This is a genomic window from Streptomyces sp. Root1304 (genome assembly GCF_001426405.1).
In the GTDB taxonomy this organism is placed as follows: Bacteria; Actinomycetota; Actinomycetes; order Streptomycetales; family Streptomycetaceae; genus Streptomyces.
Map to the genome: position 1 here is coordinate 475798 of NZ_LMEP01000001.1, position 22201 is coordinate 497998.

A 22201-nucleotide genomic window follows, 5' to 3' on the forward strand; every position below is an offset into this window, starting at 1 on the left:
GCGTCATCCGGCGGGGAAGTGACACAAGCCCGCCCCGTCCACCCCGCGAAGGGCGCGGGCGAGGACGGGAACACGGCGGGTGACCTGCGGCTCAGCGAACCAGTCCCCAGCGGAAACCGAGAGCGACGGCGTGCGCCCGGTCCGAGGCGCCGAGCTTCTTGAAGAGGCGCCGGGCGTGGGTCTTGACGGTGTCCTCGGAGAGGAAGAGCTCGCGCCCGATCTCCGCGTTGGACCGGCCGTGGCTCATGCCTTCGAGGACCTGGATCTCGCGCGCGGTGAGGGTGGGCGCGGCGCCCATCTCGGCCGAACGGAGACGGCGGGGGGCGAGCCGCCAGGTCGGGTCGGCGAGCGCCTGGGTAACGGTGGCCCGCAGCTCGGCGCGCGAGGCGTCCTTGTGCAGATAGCCACGCGCACCCGCGGCGACCGCGAGGGCGACGCCGTCGAGGTCCTCGGCGACGGTGAGCATGATGATGCGGGCGCCGGGGTCCGCGGAGAGCAGCCGGCGGACGGTCTCCACGCCGCCCAGACCGGGCATGCGTACGTCCATCAGAATCAGGTCCGAGCGGTCCGCGCCCCAGCGGCGGAGGACTTCCTCGCCGTTGGCCGCGGTGGTCACGCGCTCGACGCCGGGCACGGTCGCGACCGCCCGCCGGAGCGCCTCTCGGGCAAGCGGGGAGTCGTCGCAGACGAGGACGGATGTCATGCCTGACCTCCGCGGCTCTCGCAGCTGTTGCGCGTCACCTTGAGCCTCCAGGGCTGTACGTAATCGTCACCTGTGCGATTGACGCTCTCGGACACCTGTCCGAGCGCTTGTTCCTTCAACCGCCTCCGCACTCTCAACGACGGTCACTCGAAAGAGTTACGGGTCGGACGGCAGCCTTCGGCACTCTACGTGAGGGCTCGTGCGCGGAGGAGAGCGACGCGGGTCATCCGTCCTTCATCGAAAGCTATGCCCCATTTAGCGGGTTTTCTTCCCTTTTCGCGGTGTCTGTGGCTAGATTCGCAATGAGTCATATTTACATCTACTTAGACAGTAGGTGTACCGACCCGGACCCGTCGGGACCCGAGGAGCCCCGGCCATCAGCCATCCATCCGCCCACCTATCCGTTCGACACGGTTTCAAGGGGACAAGCGCTATGGCAGATTTCTCCCGCCTTCCCGGACCCAACGCCGACCTGTGGGACTGGCAACTCCTCGCGGCCTGCCGCGGGGTCGACAGCTCCCTGTTCTTCCACCCCGAGGGAGAGCGCGGCGCGGCACGGAGTGCGCGTGAGAACTCGGCGAAAGAGGTCTGCATGCGGTGCCCGGTGCGCGCGGAGTGCGCGGCACACGCACTCGCCGTGCGGGAGCCCTACGGCGTATGGGGCGGCCTCACCGAGGACGAACGCGAAGAGCTCATGGGACGTGCGCGCAATCGCCTGATCACGACGGCGCCGGCCATGACACCCCTGACGACATCGGCGGCGGCAGCAGGCCGGCCGATCGTGGAGCGCATGTGAAGGAACGTTTCTCCAGCTAGGACGGCGACCACCACCGAGCCCGGACACGACCGCGCCCGCGCGCGCGTGACGGCGCCCTCAGGGTGCCTGCGCGCGCGTGGCGGCGCGGAGCTCCGCGGCCCGGCGGGACGGCTCACGCGTGTGTGGCCCGGGAAAGCCGTCTCACGCGCGCGTGGCCCGGCCGGACCGGCTCACGCGCGCGTGGCGGCGCGGGTCAGTTCGTCGAGCGTGGCGGCGACGGCCGGGACCTGGGCCAGGTCCGGCAGCGTGAGGGCCACGATCTCCCGCTCCACGGCGGGCTCCACGGCCACGGTCCGCGCCCCCTTGGGCCGTACGGACTCGATGGCCAGCTCCGGCAGGACGGCCACGCCCAGGCCCGCGCCGACCAGGCCCACCACCGCCGGGTAGTCGTCGGTGGCGAAGTCGATGCGGGGCGTGAAGCCCGCCTCCTCGCAGACGTCGACGAGCTGGCGGCGGCAGCGCGGGCAGCCCGCGATCCAGGACTCCTCGGCGAGTTCGGCGATGCCGACGGACCCGGCCCCGGCGAGCCGGTGCCCCTCGGGGACCAGGCCCACCAGACGGTCGGCGAGGATCGGCCGGACGACGAGGTCGTCCCACTCGGCCTGGCCCGCCCCGTAGCGGAAGGCGAGAGCCACGTCGCAGTCGCCCTCGCGGAGCATCTCGACCGAGCGCGGCGGTTCGGCCTCGACGAGCGAGACCCGGGTGCCGGGGTGCGCGGCCCGCAGGGCGGCGAGCGCGGTGGGGACGAGGGTGGAGCTGCCGCTCGGGAAGGAGACCAGGCGGACCCGGCCCGCCCGGAGCCCGGCGATGGCGGCGACCTCCTCCTCGGCGGCGGTGAGCCCGGCGAGGATGCCGGAGGCGTGCCGGACGAGGACCTCGCCGGCCTGGGTGAGGCGCATCTCGCGTGCCGCGCGGATCAGCAGGGGCGTGCCCGCGGAGGCTTCGAGGGCCTTCATCTGCTGGCTGACGGCGGGCTGGGTGCAGCCGAGTTCGCGCGCGGCGGCCGAGAAGGAGCCGGTCGCGGCGACGGCGCGCAGGACGCGGAGGTGGCGTGCCTCGATCATGCGTTCCAGCATAAGCGAATCTTGGGTGAACCAGCACATTTTCGCCTGCGACTTTGAGACCTGTGCCCCTAAGGTTCCGGCATGACCTTGCTGAGTGTGAATGTGGGCCGCGCCAAGGCCGTGGACTACACCGACGCCGCGTCCGGGACGACCGGCATCGACAAGCGCCCGGTCGACGGGCCGGTGCGGATCGAGGCCCCCGGGGTGCCCGGGGTCGGAGCGAGTGGGCTGGCCGGGGACACCGTCTGCGACCTGCGCTTCCACGGCGGCGACGACCGGGCGGCGTACGCCTTCGCCCGGGAGGACCTGGACCGGTGGGAGCGGGAGCTCGGCCGCGAGATCGTGAACGGCTCCTTCGGCGAGAACCTCACCACCTCCGGCCTCGACGTGAACGGGGCCCTGATCGGCGAGCGCTGGCGGATCGGTGACGAGGTGGTCCTGGAGGTCACCGGCGGCCGCATCCCCTGCCGTACGTTCGCGGGCTTCGTGGAGGAGAAGGGCTGGGTGCGGCGGTTCACCCGGTCCGAGGCCGGTCCCGGGGCGCTGCTGCGGGTGATCGTGCCGGGCGAGATCCGCGCGGGCGACCCGATCACCGTCGTCCACCGGCCGGACCACGACATCACGGTCGCGCTGCTGCACCGCGCGGCCACCACCGAACGCCCGCTGCTGCCCAGCACGTTGGCCGCCGCCGAGTGGATGGAGTCGGGACTCCTCGCGCTCGCCCGCCAGTACACGGAGAAGTACGCGCGCGCGTAGGCCCCGCGAGCCCGGCCCGATCCGAAGGACAGGCCCTCGCCGGTACGCGGACAAGAAGGCCTGCGGTGGGGCACTACCGTGCCCGTATGACGACTGCACTGATTACGGGCGCCACCGCGGGCATCGGGGCCGCCTTCGCACGGAGACTCGCGGCGGACGGCCACGATGTCGTGCTCGTGGCCAGGGACGTGAAGCGGCTCAGGGAGCAGGCGACCGAGCTGCACGACCGACACGGCGTCGAGGCCGAGGTGCTGTCGGCGGACCTCGCCGAGGAGAAGGGGATCGCCGCCGTCGAGGCGCGGCTCTCGGATCCGAAGCGGCCGGTCGACATGCTCGTGAACAACGCCGGGTTCGGCAACAAGGGGCGCTTCCTCGAAGTGTCGATGGCCGACGAGCTGAAGATGCTCACGGTGCACTGCGAGGCGGTGCTGCGGCTGACCTCGGCCGCCGCCACCGCGATGAAGGAGCGCCGCCGGGGCGCCGTCGTGAACGTCGCCTCGGTGGCCGCCTTCCTGCCCCGGGGCACGTACGGCGCCTCGAAGGCCTGGGTCGTGCAGTTCACCCAGGGCGCTGCGCGGGACCTCACGGGCAGCGGGGTGCGGATGATGGCGCTCTGCCCCGGCTTCGTACGGACCGAGTTCCACGAGCGGGCCGGGATGGGGACCGACAACATCCCGGGCTGGATGTGGCTCGACGCGGACAAGCTGGTGACGGCGGCCCTCGCGGACCTGGAGCGGGGGAAGACGCTGTCGATCCCGGACCCCCGCTACAAGGCCCTGATGGGTGTGGTGAAGCTGGCGCCGCGCGGGCTGCTGGGCGGCGCCTCCTCCAGGGCGGGCCGGAAGTACGGGCCCAAGTAGCGCTTCCGAAGGGTCAGTTCACGCCGGGGCCCTCGTACGCGCCGATGTTCGGAACCGTCGTCGCCGACACGGCGTTTCCGAACCAGTCCCTGCCGCCGTTGTCCGCGATGAGCGTGCCCGCGGACAGGGCCGGGGAGCCGGCGGCGAGCCTGAGGTCGGGGCGGAGCAGCGGGTCGGCGTCGATGCCGCCGGGGTTGGGGCGGGTCATGGCGATGCCGTGGAAGAGGTTGTGGGAGAAGGAGAGCCCGGGGGTCGGGTTCTTGAACGCGTAGCCGCCGCTCGCGCCCTCGTTGACGAAGATGTTGTTGCGGATCGACAGCTCGTGCCGGGTGGTCGCGGGGCTGCCGGCGTCGTCCTGGACGAGGTAGGCGGGCACCGCGGTCCGGTTGACGAAGGTGTTGTTGTGGATCCGGGTGTCGAGGATGGGGCCCCAGCAGTTCTGGATCAGCCGGGCCCCGTCGTCGACGCTGAGGTTGTAACGGACCACGGTGCCGAGGGTCTTGGCGCCGCTGTAGGGGCAGATCAGCAGGAAGCCGCCCTGGTTGTCGTGGCTGTGGTTGTACTGGAAGACCGTGCCCTTCGAGGCTCCGTCGGCGTCGAAGGACATGCCGTCCTTGGTGCCGCCGCCGCCCGAGACCTCGTTGTACTCGACGACGGTGTCGTCGGTGTTGAAGGTCCAGATGCCCGCGTTGGCGGCCCGGGAGCGGAGCTGGAACCCGTCGAGGCGGTTGTGGTCGACGCGGGCGCCGCTGGTGGTGTCGATCTTGATGCCGTCGCCGGCGAGCGAGGTCAGGGTGTTGTGGTGGATCCGGACGCCGAGGCTGGGGGTCCAGGCTCCCGGGTAGGCGTTCGGGTCCTGCTGGTTGCCGACCAGCTCGCGCTTGGAGAAGCGGGACTTGAAGTAGATGCCCTCGCGGTCGACGTCGCGGATGTCGTTGTGGTGGATCTCCAGGCCGTCGTACCAGCTGGGGACGGTGGTTCCCTCGACGGCGACGTGGATCGCGCTGGAGCCGGTGAGGGTCTTGAAGTCGCCGCCGCGCACGTCGTGGATCGACAGGTGGTCGAGGGTGATGTCCTTCGCGGCGCCGAAGTCGCCGAGGCGGAGGCGGACGCCGTTGCGTTCGGTGCCGGGGGCGGCGGCGTTGGTGATCTCCAGGCGGGTGAGCCGCAGGTACTGGCTGTCGGCGAGGAGTACGGCGTCGTGGGCGCCGTTGCCGTCGATCACCGCGCGCGTGGGGGCGTCCCCGTAGTCCGCGACGGTGAAGGGGTGCGCGGCCGAGCCGGAACCCCGGGGCGCGAGGGTGCCGAGGCAGGTGGTGCCGCGCTTGAACAGGAGCCGGTCGCCGGGCCCGTAGGGGTGGGCGTTGGCCTCGGCGAGGGTGGTCCAGGGGTGCTGGACGGTGCCGTCGCCGGGGGCGGTCGCCGAGCAGTCGACGTGGTGGCGGTCGCCGGGCGGGGGTGCGGCCTGGGCGGGGGCGGTGGCGAGCAGGGACAGCGTGAGGGCGGCGAGCGCGGTGTACGTACGGCGCTGGGTCACTGATCCTCCGAATCGGGGGCTTCGAGGGCTGCGAGATCGAGCTGTGCGGTGGTGCCGTTCCACCAGGTCACGGTGAGGGCGTGGGGGCCCGTGACCTGGACGTTCGCGAGGGCCGACACGGGTGCGGGGCCGGGCTCCGCCGTGAGGGAGGCGAGGGCCACGAAGAGGGCGGCCGGGCCGCTCGTCACGCCGTGCAGGCTCAGGGTGCGGCTGCCGGGTCCCTGAAGGGTTTCCCCGGTGGGGAGTTCGGCGGCCGGACGGTCTCCGGGATAGCCGTGGACCGGGTGGAGCTGGGCGTGCGGTCCGTCGGGGGTGGTGGCCCAGCCGGTCTGCCGTACGGGGGTCCCCTCCGGGGCGCCGAGGACGAGATGGGCGCGGACCTCGGCCCGCCCGTGGGCGAGGGTCGCGGAGAGCACCCGGACGCCGGGCAGCGGGTGGTGGAGGGAGAGGGCCCGGTCGGGGCCGGTACCGAGGGGGGTGGCGGGGCCCCGGGTGGTGGCCCGGCCGTCGGCCGTGAGCAGTGCGAAGTGGTTGTCGGCGGGGGCGTCGCCGGTGGTGGGTCCCGTACGGGTGGAGTAGGCGTGCCGGGCGTAGCCGGGGTCGTCCGTCCCGCCTTCCGCGCTGCCCACGTGGTTGCTGCCGTGGTTGTGGAGGCGTACGAGTCCGTCGGCGGCGGTGGTCTGGACGAGGAGCCCGGCCGGGGCGAAGGCCCGGACGGTGTCGGCGCGTTCGGCGGGCAGGGGTTCCTCGGGGTCGGTCCAGGCGGGGTGGTCGGCGGGGAGCAGGAGGCCGAGGAAGCCCTTGGACGCCCAGTAGGGGGAGCCGGGGCCCGAGTACTCCTGGACGAGCGGCGGGTAGGGGCCGTGCCAGCCGAGGGTGAGGAGTCCGTTCGGGTCGGTGGCGCCCCGGTCGAGGAAGTACCGGAGGGTGCCGGAGCCGAGGCGGCGGGTGGCGCCGGGGGTGAGCGGGGTGTGGCCGGCGAGGGTGCCGAGCCAGGGTGCGGCGGCGGCGGCGAAGCGGTAGATCAGGGACCGCCCGTACGGGAGGGGGGCGCCGTCGGCGTCGAAGAGGTGGACGTAGTCGTCGAGATGGGCGCGCAGCCGGGACCCGTAGTGGTCGAGGAGCTTCCGGTCGCCGGCGAGGTGGGCGTGGAGGACCGGGTAGAAGTGCAGCGCCCAGGCGTTGTAGTGGTCGAAGGCGCGGTTGTCGCCGTCGCTGTACCAGCCGTCGCCGAGGTACCAGTCCTCGACGCGGGCGAGCGAGCGGTCGATCGTGGCGGCGGCCAGGTCCGTCTCGATGCCGGCGTCCTGGAGGAAGCCGGCGACGGTGAGGCCGAACAGCCACCAGTTGTTGTCGACGGGGGAGGGTCCGAGCGCGGGGCGGAGCCAGTCGACGACCTGCTCGCGGGTGCGGTCGTCGAGCCGGTCCCAGAGCCAGGGGCGGGTGAGGCGGAGGCCGAGGGCGATGGAGGCGGATTCGACGATCGCCTGGCGGGTGTCGGCCATCCGGGGCCAGGAGTCGGGGCCCGGGCCGCGGGACGCACCGGCCGCGGACCTCGCCGCACCCCTCGCCGTCCGCGCCGCACCCTTCGCCGTCCCCGCCGTCCTCGCCGTCCTCGCCGTCCCCGCACCCCGCGCCGTCCCCGCCGCGAGTCCCTCCGCGTACCGGTCCAGGTGCCCGTACGGGTCCCGGCCCCCCGCGCCCGCGACCCTGAGCGCCGCGAGCAGGAAGGTGCGGGCCCAGCCCTCCAGGCCGTCGGAGCGCGGGCCCGACCAGCTGGCGCGCGGGCCGGGGAGGTCGATGAGGCCGCGTCCCGGCGAGGCGAACGGGCGTACGTCCAGGAGGAGTCGGTCGGCCGTGGTCTCCCAGTGGGCACGGGTCCAGCCGGTGTACGGGCTGAGCTCACGGTTCTCGGGCGGCGTGGGCATGATGCTCCCTGGGACTCCCTGCGGTGACGTCTGCGTCGCCGGGAATCCTGAACAGGCTCCGATCGAACGTCAAGAGAATCGGAGCGAATGATCGAAACTCCCGTCGTTCGATCATTCCTGGGCTAGGGTCGGGGATCCACCACCACCGCGAGGGGGAACGCGCCGTGCGCGAGAGTGCTGCCGAACGACACGACCGACTGCTGGCCCTGGTGCGCGAGCGCGGCACCGCCCGCGTCTCCGAACTGGCCGAACGGCTCGGGGTCTCCCCCGTCACGGCCCGCCGCGACGTCGAGGTGCTGGCCGGCCGCGGCCTGCTCGACCGGGTGCACGGCCAGGTCTCCTGGCCGCTCCGGCAGGGCGCGCCCGGCGGCGGACGGGCCGGCGAGGGCCTGGTCCTCGGCCTGCTCGCACCCTCCGCCACGTACTACTTCGCCGAGGTCATCCGGGGCGCGCACGAGGCGGCGGCCCGCGCCGGGGCGCGGCTCGTGCTGCGCATCTCGGACTACCGGCCGGAGGAGGACCGGGCCCGCACCGAGGGGCTGCTCGCGGCCGGTGCCGAGGGGGTGCTCGTCGCGCCCGGCTGGCGGGGCCCCGAGGACCGGCCGGCGTACGGCGACTGGCTGGCCGAACTGCCGGTGCCCGCGGTGCTCCTGGAGCGCACGGCCGAGCCCGGCAGCCCGCTGGACGGGCTGGACCGGGTGGCGTCCGACCACGGCCACGGCGTCCTGCTCGCCCTGCGCCACCTGCTCTCCCTCGGGCACGCGACCCCGCTGCTGGTGGCCCGCAAGGACTCCCCCACCGCCCTCGCGGTGCGCACCGGGTACGCCGACGCGCTGAAGACGCTGGGCCTGGAGGAGCCGCGGCCGGTCATCGACTCCGTTCCGGCGGAGGCGGATCCGGAGGGCTTCGAGCGGGCGGTCAGGGCGCTGCACGAGGCGGTCGGTTCGGGCCTGGCGGGCGCGGCCCTGGTGCACAACGACGTGGACGCGATCGAGATCGTGCAGCGGCTGGCCGAGCTGGGCGTACGGGTGCCGCAGGACCTGGCCCTGATCGCGTACGACGACGAGGTCGCCGCGCTCGCGGACACCCCGCTCACGGCGGTCGCCCCGCCGAAGCGTCAGGTGGGGCGGCACGCGACGGAACTCCTGGTGGAGCGGCTCACCCAGGACCCCGACGAGGACGCGGCGCGACGGCATCTCGGGCTGCTGCCGAGGCTGCGGGTGCGGGCCTCCTGCGGGGCGCGCGCCACACACTCCGTCTGATCTTTTTTCGATCAATCAATCTTTCGCTCTTGACTTCGGTCATGAACGGTCACAGGATCACGGCCACAACCTCCCCGCCGCCGCCCTCAGGAGTCGTGCCGTGACCCGTAGTTGGAGCAGAACGTCCCGTGTCATAGCCGGCACCGCCACCGCCCTCGCCGTCCTCACGGCCTGCGGCGGCGGTGGTGACGACACCGCGAACAAGCCCGCCGGGCCCGTGACCCTCACCTTCTGGGGCTGGGCCAAGGGCTCCAAGGACGTCGTCGACGCCTTCAACGCCTCCCACACCGACATCCAGGTGAAGTTCGAGGAGATCCCCTCCGGCACCGCCGGCGGCTACGCCAAGATCTCCAACGCGGTGAAGGCCGGCAACGCCCCCGACCTCGTCTCCATCGAGTACTCCTCGCTCCCCGAGTTCGTGAGCTCCGGCGCCCTCCAGGACATCGGCGGCGAGTTCACCGAGGCCGACCGCGCCAAGCTGCTGCCACAGACCGTCGACCTCACCACCCTCGGCGGCAAGACCTGGGCCGTCCCCTTCGACGCCGCCCCGCAGGCCTTCTTCTACCGCAAGGACCTCTTCGCGCAGTACAAGGTCCAGGTCCCCACCACCTGGGACGAGTTCAAGAAGGCCGCCGAGCAGGTCAAGAAGGCCGACGCCAAGGCCCGTATCGCCACCTTCTTCCCGGACGACCCGACCACCTTCGAGGCCATGGCCTGGCAGGCCGGCGCCCAGTGGTTCAAGGCCGAGAACGACACCTGGAAGATCAACACCACCGACCCCGCCACCACCAAGGTCGCCGCCTACTGGCAGGGCCTCCTCGACGGCGGACTCGTCCACAAGAACGCCTCCTTCAGCCCCGAGTGGACCGGCTCCCTCAAGAACAGCACCACCATCGGCTACCTCGGCGCCTCCTGGGGCGCGGGCGTCCTCAAGGGCACCCTCCCCGAGCAGAACGGCAAGTGGGCCGTGGCCCCCATGCCCAGCTGGGACGGCAAGCCCGCCAGCGGCATGCTCGGCGGCACCTCCTTCGCCGTGACCAAGGACAGCAAGCAGAAGGCCGCGGCCGTCACCTTCGCCGAGTGGATGTCCACCACCGAGGAGGGCGTCAAGGCCCGCATCGCCTCCGGCACCTCCTCCGCCTTCCCCGCCGCGACCGCGCTGCGCCCCGTCGCCAAGAAGGCCTTCGACGCCAGCTACTACGGCGGCCAGGACATCTACGCCCTCTTCGAGAACGCGGGCGCCTCCATCAGCCCCAACTGGGCCTGGGGACCGACCACCGGCACCACCAACACCACCATCAAGGACAACTTCGGCAAGATCGCCCAGGGCGGCCCCGGCATCGCCGAAGCCGTCAAGGCCGGCCACGACGCCACCGTCGCCGAACTCACCAAGCGCGGCCTGAAGGTCGAGGGCTGACCGGATGAAGGCCCGCACCCGCGCCGCGACGATCCTGCTGACCCCCTTCTTCCTGCTCTTCACCGCGGTGATGGTGGTGCCGATCGGATACGCGGTCTGGCTCAGCCTCTTCACCGAGAAGCAGTCCGGACTGGGCTTCGGCGGCACCGAGACCGTCTTCACCGGCCTCGACAACTACACCGCGGCGCTGGGTGACCGGGCCTTCCGCGAGGGCTTCGGCGTCCTGCTCGGCTACTGCCTGTTCTACATCCCGCTGCTGCTCGCCGGGGCCCTCGGCCTCGCCCTCCTGCTCGACTCGGCACTCGCCCGCGCCCGGCGCTTCTTCCAGCTGGCGCTGTTCCTGCCGCACGCCGTCCCCGGCATCATCGCCGCCCTGATCTGGGTCTACCTCTACACGCCCCAGCTCAGCCCGGTCGTCCAGGCCATGGAGTCCGGCGGCATCGGCTTCGACTTCTTCTCCCCCGAAGGCGCCCTGCCCTCCGTCGTCAACATCGCCCTGTGGGAGTGGCTCGGCTACAACATGGTCATCTTCTACGCGGCCCTCCAGGCCATCGACCGCTCCGTCCTCGAAGCGGCCACCGTCGACGGGGCCGGCGCCTGGCGGATCGCCTTCTCCATCAAGATCCCGCTGGTCAAGGCCTCCCTCGCGATGGTCGGCCTCTTCACGGTCATCGGCTCCCTCCAGCTCTTCACCGAGCCGCTGATCCTCAGCAAGGGCACCGGCTCCGCCGTCACCTCCACCTGGACGCCGAACATGTACGCCTACACCGCGGCCTTCGACCGCAACGACTACGGACTCGCCGCCGCCGCGTCCGTACTCCTCGCCCTGACCGCGGCGCTGCTCTCCTTCGTGGTGACCCGGCTGACCGGCCGCCGCAAGGCCGGCGCCGCCCGGAAGGAGAAGGCGGCATGAGCAAGCCCCGTACCCCCAACCGCTGGCTGTCGAAGACCGCCGTCAACGGCGCCCTCCTCCTCGCCGTCGCCTACATGCTCTTCCCGCTCGTGTGGCTGCTCACCGCCGCCACCAAGGACGCGGGCGGTCTCCTCGCCGGAAACGCCTTCTCCTTCGAGGGCTTCGACCTCGGCGGCAACCTCTCCCGGCTCGCCGAGTACAACGACGGCATCTACTTCCACTGGTACCTGAACAGCCTCCTCTACGCCGGATTCGGGGCGCTGGCCTGCTCGTTCGTCAGCGTGGCCGCCGGATACGCCTTCCACGTCTACGACTTCAGGGGCAAAGAGAAGCTCTTCGGCCTCGTCCTCCTGGGCGTGCTCGTCCCCACCACCGCGCTCGCCCTGCCGATGTACCTCCTCGCCAGCGAGGTCGGCATCGTCAACACCTACTGGGCCGTCCTGATCCCGGTCCTCGTCAACCCCTTCGGCGTCTACCTGTCCCGGGTGTTCTGCGCCGGCTACATCCCCGACGAGGCGCTGGAGGCCGCCCGTATCGACGGGGCCGGCGAGCTGCGCGTCTTCTGGTCGATCGGTCTGCGCATGGTGATGCCCGGCTTCGTGACCGTCTTCCTCTTCCAGTTCACCGCCGTCTGGAACAACTTCTTCCTCCCCCTGGTGATGCTGTCGGACCAGAAGCTCTATCCCCTGAGCCTCGGCCTGTACGCGTGGAACAGCAACGCCCACGCCGAACCCGACTACTACCCCCTCGTCGTCACCGGATCCCTGCTCGCCGTCGTCCCCCTCGTCGTCGCCTTCGTCTCCCTCCAGCGCCACTGGAAGGCCGGTCTGACCGCCGGCAGCGTCAAGTGAGGAACACAGGTACAACGATGCACCCGACCACTGACAACCGCCCGGCGCTGCTGCTCGCGATGGGCGAGGACGTCGCCGGACGCCTCCTCACCGACGCCCACCGCACCCGCCTCGCGGTCCTCGCCCGCACCGACCCGCACCTGGTCGCCCACGACCTGACGGACCCCGGCCCCCGGGCCGCCGCCGCCCTCGCCGAGGCCGAGATCCTCCTCACCTGCTGGGGAGCGACCCCGCTGACCGCCGAGGTGCTGGACCGCGCGCCCCGCCTGAAGGCGGTCGTCCACGCGGCCGGCTCGGTCAAGCACCACATCACCGACGCCTGCTGGGAGCGCGGCCTGCGCGTCACCTCGGCCGCCGCCGCGAACGCGCTCCCGGTCGCCGAGTACACGCTCGCCGCGATCCTCTTCGCCGGGAAGCGGGTCCTCGGCTCCGCCCAGCGGTACGCGGAACTCCGCACCGACCACTCCTGGCTCACCGAGTCCGCCGCCTGGGGCAACTACCGCCGCACGGTAGGCATCGTGGGCGCCTCCCGCATCGGCCGCAGGGTCATCGAGCTGCTGCGCCCCTTCGACATCGAGATCCTGCTGTACGACCCCTACGCCGACGTCCCGCCCCCCGGTGTGGAACTGGTCGCGGACCTCGACGAGCTGTGCGCCCGCAGCACGGTCGTCTCGGTCCACGCGCCCCAGCTCCCCTCCACGTACCGCATGATCGGCGCGGCGCAGCTGGCGGCGATGCCGGACGGCGCGACCCTGATCAACACCTCCCGGGGCTCCCTGATCGACGAACAGGCCCTCCTCCCCCATCTCGTCCGCGGCCGGCTCCACGCGACCCTGGACGTCACGGACCCCGAGCTCCCGCCCCCGGGCTCCCCGCTCTACACCCTCCCGAACGTCCTGCTCACCCCGCACGTGGCGGGCTCCCTGGGCAACGAGCTCCACCGCATGACGGACCAGGCGCTGGACGAGGTGGAGCGGTACGGGAAGGGCGAACCGTTCGCGGAGGAGGTACGGGCCTCAGACCTGCAGCGCTCGGCGTAGCCGCGCGGCCTCGTCGAGGACGAGCGGAACCGCTTCGGGCGCGACGTCGAGAACGGCCGGCAGCACGACCGGCCGTTCGCCCAGCCGCAGCGCGAGCACGGCCCAGCGTCGGGCCCGTACGGGATCGGGCTCGGCGCGGGCCAGCAGCGCGTAGGCCTCGCCGCAGGGCGGACCGACGTGGTGCATGCCGTCGAGGAGGGCGGCGGCGTGGTCGTACCGGGCGGTCCGCAGCAGCTCGGTGACCACGGTGACGGACCACCGCCCCGGATAGCTGTGCGGAAACTCGCGGAACCGGGCCACTACCTCGTCGCAGGAGCCGGTGACGACGAGCGCGACGGGCGAGGTCCGCTGCCACGGGAACCGGGCGAAGCACGCGGCGCCCAGGGCGGCCGCGTTCTCCGGTGCCAGGGCGCACTCGGCGCGCAGCAGGGGCAGCGACGCGGGCCCGTCGAGTTCCCGCGCGCGGGCGGCGGCCAGGTAGTGCTCGGCGTCCTCGCGGCGCCCCCGCTCCCCACAGGCCAGCGCCATCCGCGCGTACACCTCCACGGCGTTCGGCGCCGCGGGCCGACCCGACATCAGTTTCTCCGCCCGCTCCCTGGCGCCGACGGCCGCGAAGGCCACGGCCGCCTCCTGGCCGAAGTTCTCGTGCGTGCCCGGATCCCCGACCAGCCGCAGGACGCGGTCGAACTCCCCCTCGGCCGCGTAGGCCTCGTAGAGCCGGCGGAACAGCTCCCGCCGCAGTGACCACGGCGCCGCCCGGATGAACGTCTCCGCCCACTCCCACCGCCCCGCCGCGAGCGCCACGAGGGCGGCGTCGCGCGGCTCGACACCCGGCTCGTTCTCCACGGCGCGGAGCAGATCCACCGCCTCCTCGCGCCGCCCGGCCTCCGCCAGGCCCCGGGCGAGCGCCACCAGGTCACCGGCCAGCGCCGCCCGCGCGGGGACGCGCACCCTCCTCTCCTCCGCCGCGAGCAGCCGCCGGGCCTCGGCGACGTGGCCCGCCCGGTACAGCTCCTCCGCGAACACGGCGAGGCCCTCCGTGTTCTCCCCCAACTCCCTCATCACCGCGCGGGCCCGGTCCACCGCTCCCTCCGCGAGCAGCCGGCGGAGAAGGGCTCCGAGCACCCGGAGGCCGTCGCCGCTCCGCCCGGACCTGCCCCGGGGCGCGTCCGGGCCCGCCACGAGCCGTGCGCACAGCGGGGCGACGGCCTCCAGGTCCCCGCGTGCCAGCAGGGCCTCGGCAAGCGCGGGCCAGGTGTCGTCGGAGTACCGGCCGGGACCCCGTTCCGGAGCCAGGGCCAGGGCCCGCTCGACGGCACCGGCGCGCGCCAGCCCGCGGGCGACCCGCCCGCGCAGGGTCTCCCTGTTGTGGTCGTCCAGGGTCCCGGCGACCTCGAGGGCCTCGTCCCACCGGCCGTACTCCGCCAGCGCGGCGGCGTACGAGAAGGCCTCCTTCCCCGCACCGACGGCACGCGCCGCTTCGGTCTCCCCGGCGGCGAAGAGGGCGGCGATCACCTGCCCGCCGAACCGCGCGAACTGCCGGCGGTCCATCCGCGCCAGGCGCCTCGTCGCGAGGCGCAGCACTCCCTCCGCCGCGTCGCGGTGACCGGCCGCGCGCAGGGCGACCGAGGCCCTGAGCATCACCGCCACCCGTCCGCCCAGCTCCTCCTCACCCCCGAAGCACGCCTCGTTCACCGCCTCGTCGATGCGACCGTCCCGAACCAGGGCGGCCACGACGGCGGACCGCAGGACCGGCCGCGTGGCCGGGTCCTGCTCCGACTCCACGAGGGCACCGGCCCTGCGGTACCGCCCCGCCGCGAGCAGGAGATCCGCGAGCATCCGCCGGGAACGGGGCGCCACACGGGAGTGGTGCGCCCTCACCAGCCGTTCCGCCCGCTCGGGCGCGCCGAGCCGCACGAGCAGCAGCGGGAGGGCGTCGCCCGCCGCGGGGGACGTGATGTCCGTGAAGCCCCTCGTCAGCGGCTCCGCCTCGTCTGCGAGTGCCTCGGCCCGCTCCCGCTCCCCCGCGTCGAGCAGTTTCTCCGCCACCACGCACAGTCCCTCGACGACACGGTCGCCCTCCAGGCTCCGGGCGAGCGCCACCGCGCGGTCCGGCCGCCCGACGGCCACCCAGCCCGCCAGCAGGGAGACCGGCACGCTCCCGCTGCCCCGGAGCAGCGCCGCCCGGGCCGTCGCGAGCCGCAGCGCGGCCACCACCGAGCCCTCGGCCTCCACCGCGCTCTCGACCACCACCGAGCCCTCGGCCTCCGCCCGGCCGAGGACCGCGTCCTCCGCCGCCCCGATCTCCGCCAGCGCCGCCGCGTCGCCCCCGGTCACGGCGAGGAGCCGGGCGTGGCGCCGCTCGTCCACCGCGCAGGCCACCAGCCGCTCCGCGTCCCCGGCCGCCCGCAGCATCGGGACGTACCCGTGCAGGAGGTAGTCCGGGGTGTCGTCCGGCCAGCCCCGCTCGCGCCGGCGGCCGGCCCAGTCGTGCAGCACCGCCCGCCACCGGTCGAGCTCCCGGTCCCCGAGCATCTCCCGGGCGCGGACGACCAGTTCCTCGTGCGCGAGCAGGTACGCCTCGCTCCGCCGCGCGAAGGTACGGCCCGGTCCCGTCCGCAGCACGTCCCGCACCCGGTACGGCACCGCGCCCGTGAGCTCCGCCAGGTCGTCCGCCGTCAGGCCGCCGCCCGCCGCCGTGACCAGGGCGAGCAGTTCGTACGGGAGGCCGCCCGCCTCCAGGAGGCGTTTCAGTTCGCGCTCGGCCTCGACGCGGATCGCCCGCGCGGACGGGGACGGGGCGAGGGGCCGGACGACCGCGGGGTCCCGGAGCGGATGGTTCTCGGGGACGTCGGCCGGGAGCGGCGGGTTCGGGCGGCCCGAGACGATCACCCGGAGGCCGTACGGCAGCAGGCCTGCGATCGAGCGGGCGTCCGCCCCCGTGGTCACGCCCCGGTCCTCGTCCAGGCCGTCGACGAGGAGGACCAGGCGCTCGCCGCGCGCGGCGCACGCCTCGGCGGCCGAGGTGTACAGGCGCAGGAGGTGGGCCTCCCTCGTCGCCGCCGTGAGCAGGGCCGGCAGGCCCTCGCCGGCCAGTTCGGCGAGCTGTTCCAGGACCACGTCCGTGTAGGCGGCGACATCGTTCTGGGCGCCGAGGCGGGCGGTGACGAAGAAGGGGACGATCCGTACGCCCGGCGGCGGATCGAGGGCGAACCACGCCATCAGCGCGGTCTTCCCGGCCCAGGCCTCGGCGCGCCAATACGCGTACGCCGGGCCGGAGTCGGCTCGGCAGAACTCCGCCAGCTCCACCAACTCGGCTTCCCTGCCGACGAGTTCGGGCGGGGCGATGCGGCGCACCTGCTCCCGGTAGGCCGAGCGGACGGCCGGCGGCGTCCCGTTCACGACGCGGTTGCCGTCGCCGATGACGACGACGCCCGGCCCGTTGTCGACCGTGATCGACGGCCGCGGCTCTCCCCCTGCCCGCTCCATGCACTCAACCTAGACTGGAAGGACCGCACCTGGGTCGGGAGGCGTCATGACGTTCGTACAGATCATCGACTGCAGGACGAGCCGGATGGACGACCTGAACCGGCTCATGGACCGGTGGGTCGAGCAGACCCGGGGCAAGCGGACCGCCACCCACAGCATCGTCGGCAAGGACCGTTCCGACGCCTCGCACCTCGTGGAGATCGTCGAGTTCCCCTCGTACGACGTGGCCATGCGGAATTCCCAGCTCCCCGAGACCGACCGGATCTTCCGGGAGATGGTCGCCCTCTGTGACGAGATGCCGACCTTCACGGACCTGGACGTGGTCCGGAACGAGGCCCTCTACAAGGCGGCCGCCCGCCGCCTCCTGGAGATGTTCGAGACCGAGCCGGAGCTCGCGCTGCTCGACGAGGTGCTCGCCGAGGGCTACCACGACCACGACCCGACGAACGAGCAGGACGTCATCGGCATGGACGCCGTCCGGCGCGAGGTGGAAATGTGGCGGGGCGGCTTCGACTTCGCCTTCGCCGTCGACGACCAGATCGCGGAGGGCGACCGGGTGTGCACCCGCTGGACCTGGCGGGGCTCGCACACCGGCGACTTCATGGGGCTCCAGCCCACCGGCATGGAGGTGACGATGACCGGCACGGTCGTCCACCGCTTCCGGGAGGACGGGAAGATCGCGGAGGGCTGGTGGCAGTACGACCTGCTGGGGCTGATGGGGCAGCTGGGCGCGGTGGAGGGATAGCGGCCTGCAAAGAGAGGCCGTTCAGGACCGGAATCGAAGTTGCTGGCGTACGTGGAAGTGGGGCAGACGCCCGACTTGTACGCGCACGCCCAACACCGAGCCGCTTCGAGCCTGGGGGGGACATTCCAGTTCATGGGCGCCTGTGGCCGCATCAACGAGTCCGACGTGCTGATCACCGTCCCTGGCGGGCTGAATCTGCTGGAGCTGAAGGGGCACTCCCGCCAGATCTTGAACCACAGCGGCACCTGCCATTCCCACGGTGGCCGGGTCAGCACCCTCCGCAATCCCTGCATCTGACCGATCTCAACGCCAAGGAACTGACGGGCGAGAGGGGCGGCCAGCCGCCCCTCCATCGTCTTGTCAGCCGCGCACGGCCATCTGGCAGTGGCTGCCCACTTCTGGGCATCGACGCAGACACGAGCGTGCTCCTGCCGCTTGGAGTCACGGTCAAGCATCGCCGTTCCAGCGTCTGCGGCCTCGACGCAGTCGCCACCATCACCCGCGCGGTCGCGCCGCCAACGACCGATGCGGCTCAGGTCGCCACTCTGGGCACTCCGCCCTTGCGACCCACGCCGAAGGCGATCCGGTAGACATCCGGGAGGTCGATGCGGCGGTCGGCGCGGCGGCGCATCACGCCGAGCTCGATCAGTTCCTCGATCAGCTGGGCCGGGTTCTCTGGGTAGCGGGGGCCCGTACGCACCGGTGAGTCGCCCTCAGGGTTCCCCGGCACGTAACGCTCGGCCTCCTTGCGCAGGGCGTCCACAAGGCGGTGCTCCTCCCACAGGGACTCGACCTTGTCCTGCTCGATGGGCACCTGGTGGCCGGCGAGCGGTTCGATGGCCAGGCTCACCCATGGCATGTCCTCGCTGACCTCGACGACTCGCGTCTCCGAGGCCTTCTGCACTCCGCGTCGGATCCCCTCGTGGTGCAGTGCGAACTCGTGACCCGCGTACTGCCCCTTGGTCTCCGACAGGGCTTTCTGCAGGGCGCTCAGAAAGCTGCGGGGACTGACCTGTTCGACGCCGTCCATGAGGTGATTGGGCAGCCACGTGAAAGTGTGGCCCTTGCGGAAGTTGGACCCCATGTAGGGTCCGGCGACCTGGGTGAACTGATCTGTCTGGAACTGCTCGTCACCGCTGAGCAGTGCGGGTGGAACATGACGTCGACCGTCCGCCTCGCTCTGCCAGCCCCCCGTCAGTTGCCGGAAGCGCGCCGCTAGCACACTGTCGGCGTTGCCCATGGTGTGAAACAGCAGTCCGTAAAGGTTGGCTCGCGACCAAGTCAGGGCCGCGGCGTTGGAACTGAGCTTGGACGCGTCTGGGAAGTGGAGCAGGGCGCCGTCGTACATGTCAGGACGGATGAACACCTTGAACCGGATGGCGCGTGTACCCAGGCGCATGGCGAGCGCCAGTTCCAGGATGCCGCCCACGAGCTTGTCGGCCTGCGCCCGGACGCGGTGCAGGTGATCCAGAGCGTCGAACAGGACCAGGTGGGTAACGCCGTCTTCCTGGGCCTGGCGGTCGACGACCTGGATGGTGCGCTCGACCGCGCCCGGATTGTTGCGCACCCAGGCGGCCTTGTCCCGCCACTCGGTCAACTCGCGCAGCTCCGGTTGGCCGAACGCGGTCAGCAGCACGGCGTACCAGAGGTCGTAGGGAGGGATGCCCTCCTCCATCAACTGTCGCAGGTTCCCCGTCCCAGGGTAGAGGTCCGGTTCCATGGAGGCTCCGTAGCCCCGATACACCTTCACCCTGCGCAGTCGCTCAATGCCGTACTCCTGGGCGGCGATCTCTCGCAGGGTCTCGTCGAGGAGCGAGCGGTACCAGAACGTCTTCCCGACGCCCCGGCCGCCGCGGACCACCGTGCTGTCGACGTAGAGGGCCGCACGATGGCTGTCCGGGGTGAACAGGCTCTGCACGTTCGGCTCGGCGGTGTCGGCGTCCGTGGCCTCCGGGAGTGCGGCGGCCAGAAGCTCGCGATACTCCTGGACGCTCAGTGGGGTGGTCATCAGGGTCCCTTGCTGCTCTGCGGATCTGCGGTGATCAGGAGCGTAGCGGTGGGCAGGAAGTCCTGGTACGCCGCCTGCACGAAGGCCCGGTCCTGCCACCCCGGGACGGTGACCGCATCCAAGCCGACGAGTCCCGGCTCGAAGAGGATCGGGACGGGGTGGTGGGGTGCCGATTCGTCTTCCAAGGAGGGAGAGAAGAGGTCGGGGTCGAGCTCGTTGGTCCCCGAAGCCGGGACATCGTCGTCATACAGCAGGGAGAAGCACTCCCACGCGTGCTCACGGAACGACCGCAGATACGCGTCCTGCGGCGAGTCGGGCACCATCGAGGCCACCATGCGCAGCTTCTCCCGGATCGCCGGCGCCTGCCCGGAGGAGAGCCACGCCGCGAAGAGGTCCCCGTAGCCCTGCCAGGTCTGCGCGTTGTCCGTGCCGAAGAGCAGAGCCAGGTCACACAGGCGGGAGATGGTGACGGCGGCAATGTCATGGATGCCGGCCCTGCTATCGAGGAGGACGATGTCGGGGCGACGGCCGCTGTCGCCGTTCCGAACCACCGCGTCCTCGCAGGCACGGACTGCCTGTTCCAGCCGATCGGAGAAGCCTGCGCCGGGCACGTCCGCGTACACACGGTTGAGCTTATCGACGTAGGCGTACGGAATGCCGGGCGTCCCTTGCCCGCGAGCGGGCGCCAGCCACAGCTCGCCCCGGCCGCCTCGAGGCATGTAGGCCGAGCGGACGACATGCTCGAGCCCCTCGTCATTGCCGATGGCCGCCTCGACGAGCTGGTCGATGATGCCGTGCGGGGGCAACTCCGCTCCGGCGGCAACGATCGGGCCGACACCCGGCGACTCCAGGTCCAGGTCGACGACGAGCACAATGTGCCCCTTGTCTGCGAGGTGGCGCGCGAGGACAGCAGTGGCCGTACTGCGACCGACACCGCCCTTGAAGCCGTAGAGCGCGGTGCGGTGGGTACGCGTCCCGTCAGCTTCTGCAGCGGGGGTGGACACATGTGCCCAGTCCTCGCCCACTACGGTGTTGTCAAGCACGCGGACCCGGCCGGCAGGCCGCTCCGGGTCGGCCACGGCGCGCTCCGAGTCAAGCAGCACCCCTGCCGAGAAGAGCCCGGACGCCCGCATCAGCGGTCGGTCCGCGGCGTACGGTCCCAGGTCTCGGGCGACACGGGGCCCGTAGATCTCTTCCAGGTTCTCCAGAGCTGGCGGGACCTGCCGATTGCGGTCGTCAACGATGAGGGTGAACCGTCCCTGCACGTCACGGACGGCCAGGACGTCCACCCCGACGGCCGCCAGCTCGTGGGCGAGAGCGAGGGCAAGCAAGCGCGCCTCGGCAAAGCGGACGGGTCCGCCAGCCGGTTCAGGGACGAGAGTCACGGCATCCTTCCGGTGATGAGTGCCTGTTCGTGTAGGGCCAGTATGTTCTCGGCCACCGTACGCCGCTGCCGGACATCCGCCTCGACGACGGCGCTGCCGTCGAGGTAGCGGTCGTGCACCGACCATGTCGCGAAGGCGCTGAGACCCGCGAGTGCGGCGGTCAGGCTGGCTGCCGACCGTCCGTGCGTGAGCAGGGACACGTCGGTCGTCAGCCCGGGGAGGTGGCCGTGTTCCTGAAAGGCGCCGGTCATCGGATTCATGGACCACGGCTTGGTCGCGGGCTTACCGTTGGGTTTCGGGCCCATGGTGGCAGTGGTGAAACGCAGCAGCAGGCTCTTCAGAGCGCATTCCACCGCGAAGCCGAAGTGATGGTCGGCATTGGACAGCCTCGCGCCGTCGTGGAGAAGGACAGCATCCTTGTAGTGGCGAAGAGCTGCATGGGCGAAGTGGTGCTCTGCTGAATTCACCTGCACGGGAGAGATCATAGGCGGGGCGGTCCGGAACCGGTACGGCTCCGCCGCGCAAGGCTCTCCCTTCTCACCAACCCACCGACGCCCACAACAGGCCGACCAACCCCCGCAGCGCCCACCCCGCGCCCTGCAAGCACTGCCGTACACGAAGAGATCCTGGTCAGCGACCCGAGCGGGCGGGAGCTTCAAAGCACAGCCACCGCATCCTCGGGTGCCGCTTCGTTCACCAGCACCCCAGTCCACCCTCCCTTCCCCCGCCCACGACGCCCTGGAGTTGGTCGTGGCCGAGCTTCCCAGCAACGCCACCAGCCGGGCCCGATCTCGTGGAGGACGGACGCCTGCTGTTCGGGCCGCGCTGAAAGACTCAGGGCCTCGCTGCGGGCGCAGCTAAACGGCGTTTTAAGCAGTGGCACTTCATGAATCTGACGGCGTCGTGCACGGCTCCGCCGCCGTTAACCGTGCTGAACGGTCGCACAGAAAACGGCCGCACAGACCCGGATCTGCTCACCGAAGAAGTCGAAGGGCCACCGAAAGCTGCTGCTTGCGAGGCGCAGTTGGGTGGGGACATACATCCACTGGCGACGCAGACGTGCTTCGTGGAACCGACAGAAGACGGCGGGCGTGCCAAGTGGAATGGATTCGGACCGGACCGCTTCCGTTCACACACTCTGACGCGCACCGCCGGGGAGGTTCTGCCCGACACCGATCCACCCGTGCTACTCACGTTGCGGGCACAGGCGAAACTGGCCGAGGCCCGGGAAGCGTATCTGGACCTGATTTTATCTGGCGGGAACAGCGATCACTCGCCAGGGAGACGGCGACGTCCGGTGGAATCACTACCGCAGCGTCTCGCGGAGGCAGCTCTCGCGGCGCGCCTGCCAGACATCGAAGGGCGTGAGCACTGCTCTCAGAGCCTGTCCGCTTCGTGCTGCGCACTCATAGCTGACAACTCCACC

Annotated in this window: 18 protein-coding genes; 10 read left to right on the top strand and 8 right to left on the bottom strand. The window is 71.7% G+C overall.

Annotation, left to right across the window (positions count from 1 at the left end):
• Nucleotides 1-91 precede the first annotated feature (91 nt).
• Entirely contained in the window at nucleotides 92-703 is a 612-nt protein-coding gene (locus tag ASD33_RS02075; RefSeq protein ID WP_003948568.1) for a response regulator transcription factor, read from the bottom strand.
• 433 nt (nucleotides 704-1136) lie between these two features.
• Here ASD33_RS02075 and ASD33_RS02080 point away from each other — a divergent pair, with 433 nt between their 5' ends.
• Nucleotides 1137-1499 (top strand): WhiB family transcriptional regulator, encoded by a 363-nt coding sequence (locus ASD33_RS02080; protein ID WP_056552252.1) that lies wholly within the window; start codon nucleotides 1137-1139, stop codon nucleotides 1497-1499.
• A 191-nt stretch (nucleotides 1500-1690) separates the two neighbouring features.
• Here the strand turns inward: ASD33_RS02080 and ASD33_RS02085 are convergent, their stop codons facing one another.
• A complete protein-coding gene (locus ASD33_RS02085) occupies nucleotides 1691-2584 on the bottom strand; it encodes a LysR family transcriptional regulator (protein ID WP_056553764.1) in 894 nt (297 codons plus the stop codon).
• 81 nt (nucleotides 2585-2665) lie between these two features.
• Between ASD33_RS02085 and ASD33_RS02090 the strand changes: the two genes are divergently transcribed.
• Nucleotides 2666-3340, top strand: a complete 675-nt coding sequence (locus ASD33_RS02090; protein ID WP_056552255.1) for an MOSC domain-containing protein — start codon at nucleotides 2666-2668, stop codon at nucleotides 3338-3340.
• A gap of 86 nt (nucleotides 3341-3426) precedes the next feature.
• Complete coding sequence (locus tag ASD33_RS02095; protein WP_056552260.1) at nucleotides 3427-4200, top strand: SDR family NAD(P)-dependent oxidoreductase; 774 nt, start codon at nucleotides 3427-3429, stop codon at nucleotides 4198-4200.
• Between the two features lie 13 nt (nucleotides 4201-4213).
• Here the strand turns inward: ASD33_RS02095 and ASD33_RS02100 are convergent, their stop codons facing one another.
• Nucleotides 4214-5737, bottom strand: coding sequence for a right-handed parallel beta-helix repeat-containing protein (locus tag ASD33_RS02100; protein ID WP_157869976.1), 1524 nt, complete (start codon nucleotides 5735-5737; stop codon nucleotides 4214-4216).
• The gene (locus tag ASD33_RS02105; RefSeq protein ID WP_056552263.1) at nucleotides 5734-7665 is read right to left on the bottom strand and encodes a DUF2264 domain-containing protein; all 1932 of its coding nucleotides are present in this window, start codon (nucleotides 7663-7665) and stop codon (nucleotides 5734-5736) included. The genes ASD33_RS02100 and ASD33_RS02105 overlap by 4 nt, the downstream gene beginning before the upstream one ends.
• A gap of 164 nt (nucleotides 7666-7829) precedes the next feature.
• Here ASD33_RS02105 and ASD33_RS02110 point away from each other — a divergent pair, with 164 nt between their 5' ends.
• The 5 genes from ASD33_RS02110 (at nucleotide 7830) to ASD33_RS02130 (ending at nucleotide 13148) form a co-directional block, all read left to right on the top strand.
• On the top strand, nucleotides 7830-8927 hold the full coding sequence (locus ASD33_RS02110; RefSeq protein WP_056552266.1) for a LacI family DNA-binding transcriptional regulator: 1098 nt from the start codon (nucleotides 7830-7832) through the stop codon (nucleotides 8925-8927).
• Nucleotides 8928-9027: 100 nt separating this feature from the next.
• On the top strand, nucleotides 9028-10344 hold the full coding sequence (locus ASD33_RS02115; protein ID WP_056552269.1) for a sugar ABC transporter substrate-binding protein: 1317 nt from the start codon (nucleotides 9028-9030) through the stop codon (nucleotides 10342-10344).
• Between the two features lie 4 nt (nucleotides 10345-10348).
• Nucleotides 10349-11257, top strand: coding sequence for a sugar ABC transporter permease (locus ASD33_RS02120; protein ID WP_056552271.1), 909 nt, complete (start codon nucleotides 10349-10351; stop codon nucleotides 11255-11257).
• Complete coding sequence (locus tag ASD33_RS02125; RefSeq protein WP_056552278.1) at nucleotides 11254-12108, top strand: carbohydrate ABC transporter permease; 855 nt, start codon at nucleotides 11254-11256, stop codon at nucleotides 12106-12108. Before ASD33_RS02120 ends, ASD33_RS02125 begins: the two co-directional genes overlap by 4 nt.
• Nucleotides 12109-12125: 17 nt before the next feature.
• Nucleotides 12126-13148: a hydroxyacid dehydrogenase gene (locus tag ASD33_RS02130; RefSeq protein ID WP_056552281.1), complete on the top strand. Its 1023-nt coding sequence runs from the start codon at nucleotides 12126-12128 to the stop codon at nucleotides 13146-13148.
• Here the strand turns inward: ASD33_RS02130 and ASD33_RS02135 are convergent.
• Complete coding sequence (locus ASD33_RS02135) at nucleotides 13125-16637, bottom strand: hypothetical protein (protein WP_056552284.1); 3513 nt, start codon at nucleotides 16635-16637, stop codon at nucleotides 13125-13127. The two genes, ASD33_RS02130 and ASD33_RS02135, sit on opposite strands and share 24 nt — an antisense overlap.
• A gap of 46 nt (nucleotides 16638-16683) precedes the next feature.
• Here ASD33_RS02135 and ASD33_RS02140 point away from each other — a divergent pair, with 46 nt between their 5' ends.
• Both ASD33_RS02140 and ASD33_RS35335 read left to right on the top strand, forming a co-directional pair.
• Nucleotides 16684-17382, top strand: coding sequence for an ester cyclase (locus tag ASD33_RS02140; protein WP_056552287.1), 699 nt, complete (start codon nucleotides 16684-16686; stop codon nucleotides 17380-17382).
• A 132-nt stretch (nucleotides 17383-17514) separates the two neighbouring features.
• Nucleotides 17515-17679 carry a hypothetical protein gene (locus tag ASD33_RS35335; protein WP_157869977.1) on the top strand — a complete coding sequence of 55 codons (165 nt, stop codon included), beginning with the start codon at nucleotides 17515-17517 and terminating at the stop codon, nucleotides 17677-17679.
• 235 nt (nucleotides 17680-17914) lie between these two features.
• Here ASD33_RS35335 and ASD33_RS02150 read toward each other — a convergent pair whose 3' ends face one another.
• The 3 genes from ASD33_RS02150 to ASD33_RS35990 are packed head-to-tail and all read right to left on the bottom strand — an operon-like array spanning nucleotide 17915 to nucleotide 21248.
• On the bottom strand, nucleotides 17915-19390 hold the full coding sequence (locus ASD33_RS02150) for a hypothetical protein (protein WP_056552293.1): 1476 nt from the start codon (nucleotides 19388-19390) through the stop codon (nucleotides 17915-17917).
• The gene (locus tag ASD33_RS02155; RefSeq protein WP_056552296.1) at nucleotides 19390-20775 is read right to left on the bottom strand and encodes an AAA family ATPase; all 1386 of its coding nucleotides are present in this window, start codon (nucleotides 20773-20775) and stop codon (nucleotides 19390-19392) included. The genes ASD33_RS02150 and ASD33_RS02155 overlap by 1 nt, the downstream gene beginning before the upstream one ends.
• Nucleotides 20772-21248 carry a hypothetical protein gene (locus tag ASD33_RS35990; protein ID WP_242426808.1) on the bottom strand — a complete coding sequence of 159 codons (477 nt, stop codon included), beginning with the start codon at nucleotides 21246-21248 and terminating at the stop codon, nucleotides 20772-20774. Before ASD33_RS35990 ends, ASD33_RS02155 begins: the two co-directional genes overlap by 4 nt.
• Nucleotides 21249-22201: the final 953 nt, after the last annotated feature.

Coding starts and splice junctions, on each gene's coding strand:
- ASD33_RS02075 (WP_003948568.1), bottom strand. CDS start 703: ATGACATCCGTCCTCGTCTGCGACGACTCCCCGCTTGCCCGAGAGGCG.
- ASD33_RS02080 (WP_056552252.1), top strand. CDS start 1,137: ATGGCAGATTTCTCCCGCCTTCCCGGACCCAACGCCGACCTGTGGGAC.
- ASD33_RS02085 (WP_056553764.1), bottom strand. CDS start 2,584: ATGATCGAGGCACGCCACCTCCGCGTCCTGCGCGCCGTCGCCGCGACC.
- ASD33_RS02090 (WP_056552255.1), top strand. CDS start 2,666: ATGACCTTGCTGAGTGTGAATGTGGGCCGCGCCAAGGCCGTGGACTAC.
- ASD33_RS02095 (WP_056552260.1), top strand. CDS start 3,427: ATGACGACTGCACTGATTACGGGCGCCACCGCGGGCATCGGGGCCGCC.
- ASD33_RS02105 (WP_056552263.1), bottom strand. CDS start 7,665: ATGCCCACGCCGCCCGAGAACCGTGAGCTCAGCCCGTACACCGGCTGG.
- ASD33_RS02120 (WP_056552271.1), top strand. CDS start 10,349: ATGAAGGCCCGCACCCGCGCCGCGACGATCCTGCTGACCCCCTTCTTC.
- ASD33_RS02125 (WP_056552278.1), top strand. CDS start 11,254: ATGAGCAAGCCCCGTACCCCCAACCGCTGGCTGTCGAAGACCGCCGTC.
- ASD33_RS02130 (WP_056552281.1), top strand. CDS start 12,126: ATGCACCCGACCACTGACAACCGCCCGGCGCTGCTGCTCGCGATGGGC.
- ASD33_RS02135 (WP_056552284.1), bottom strand. CDS start 16,637: ATGGAGCGGGCAGGGGGAGAGCCGCGGCCGTCGATCACGGTCGACAAC.
- ASD33_RS02140 (WP_056552287.1), top strand. CDS start 16,684: ATGACGTTCGTACAGATCATCGACTGCAGGACGAGCCGGATGGACGAC.
- ASD33_RS35335 (WP_157869977.1), top strand. CDS start 17,515: ATGGGCGCCTGTGGCCGCATCAACGAGTCCGACGTGCTGATCACCGTC.
- ASD33_RS02150 (WP_056552293.1), bottom strand. CDS start 19,390: ATGACCACCCCACTGAGCGTCCAGGAGTATCGCGAGCTTCTGGCCGCC.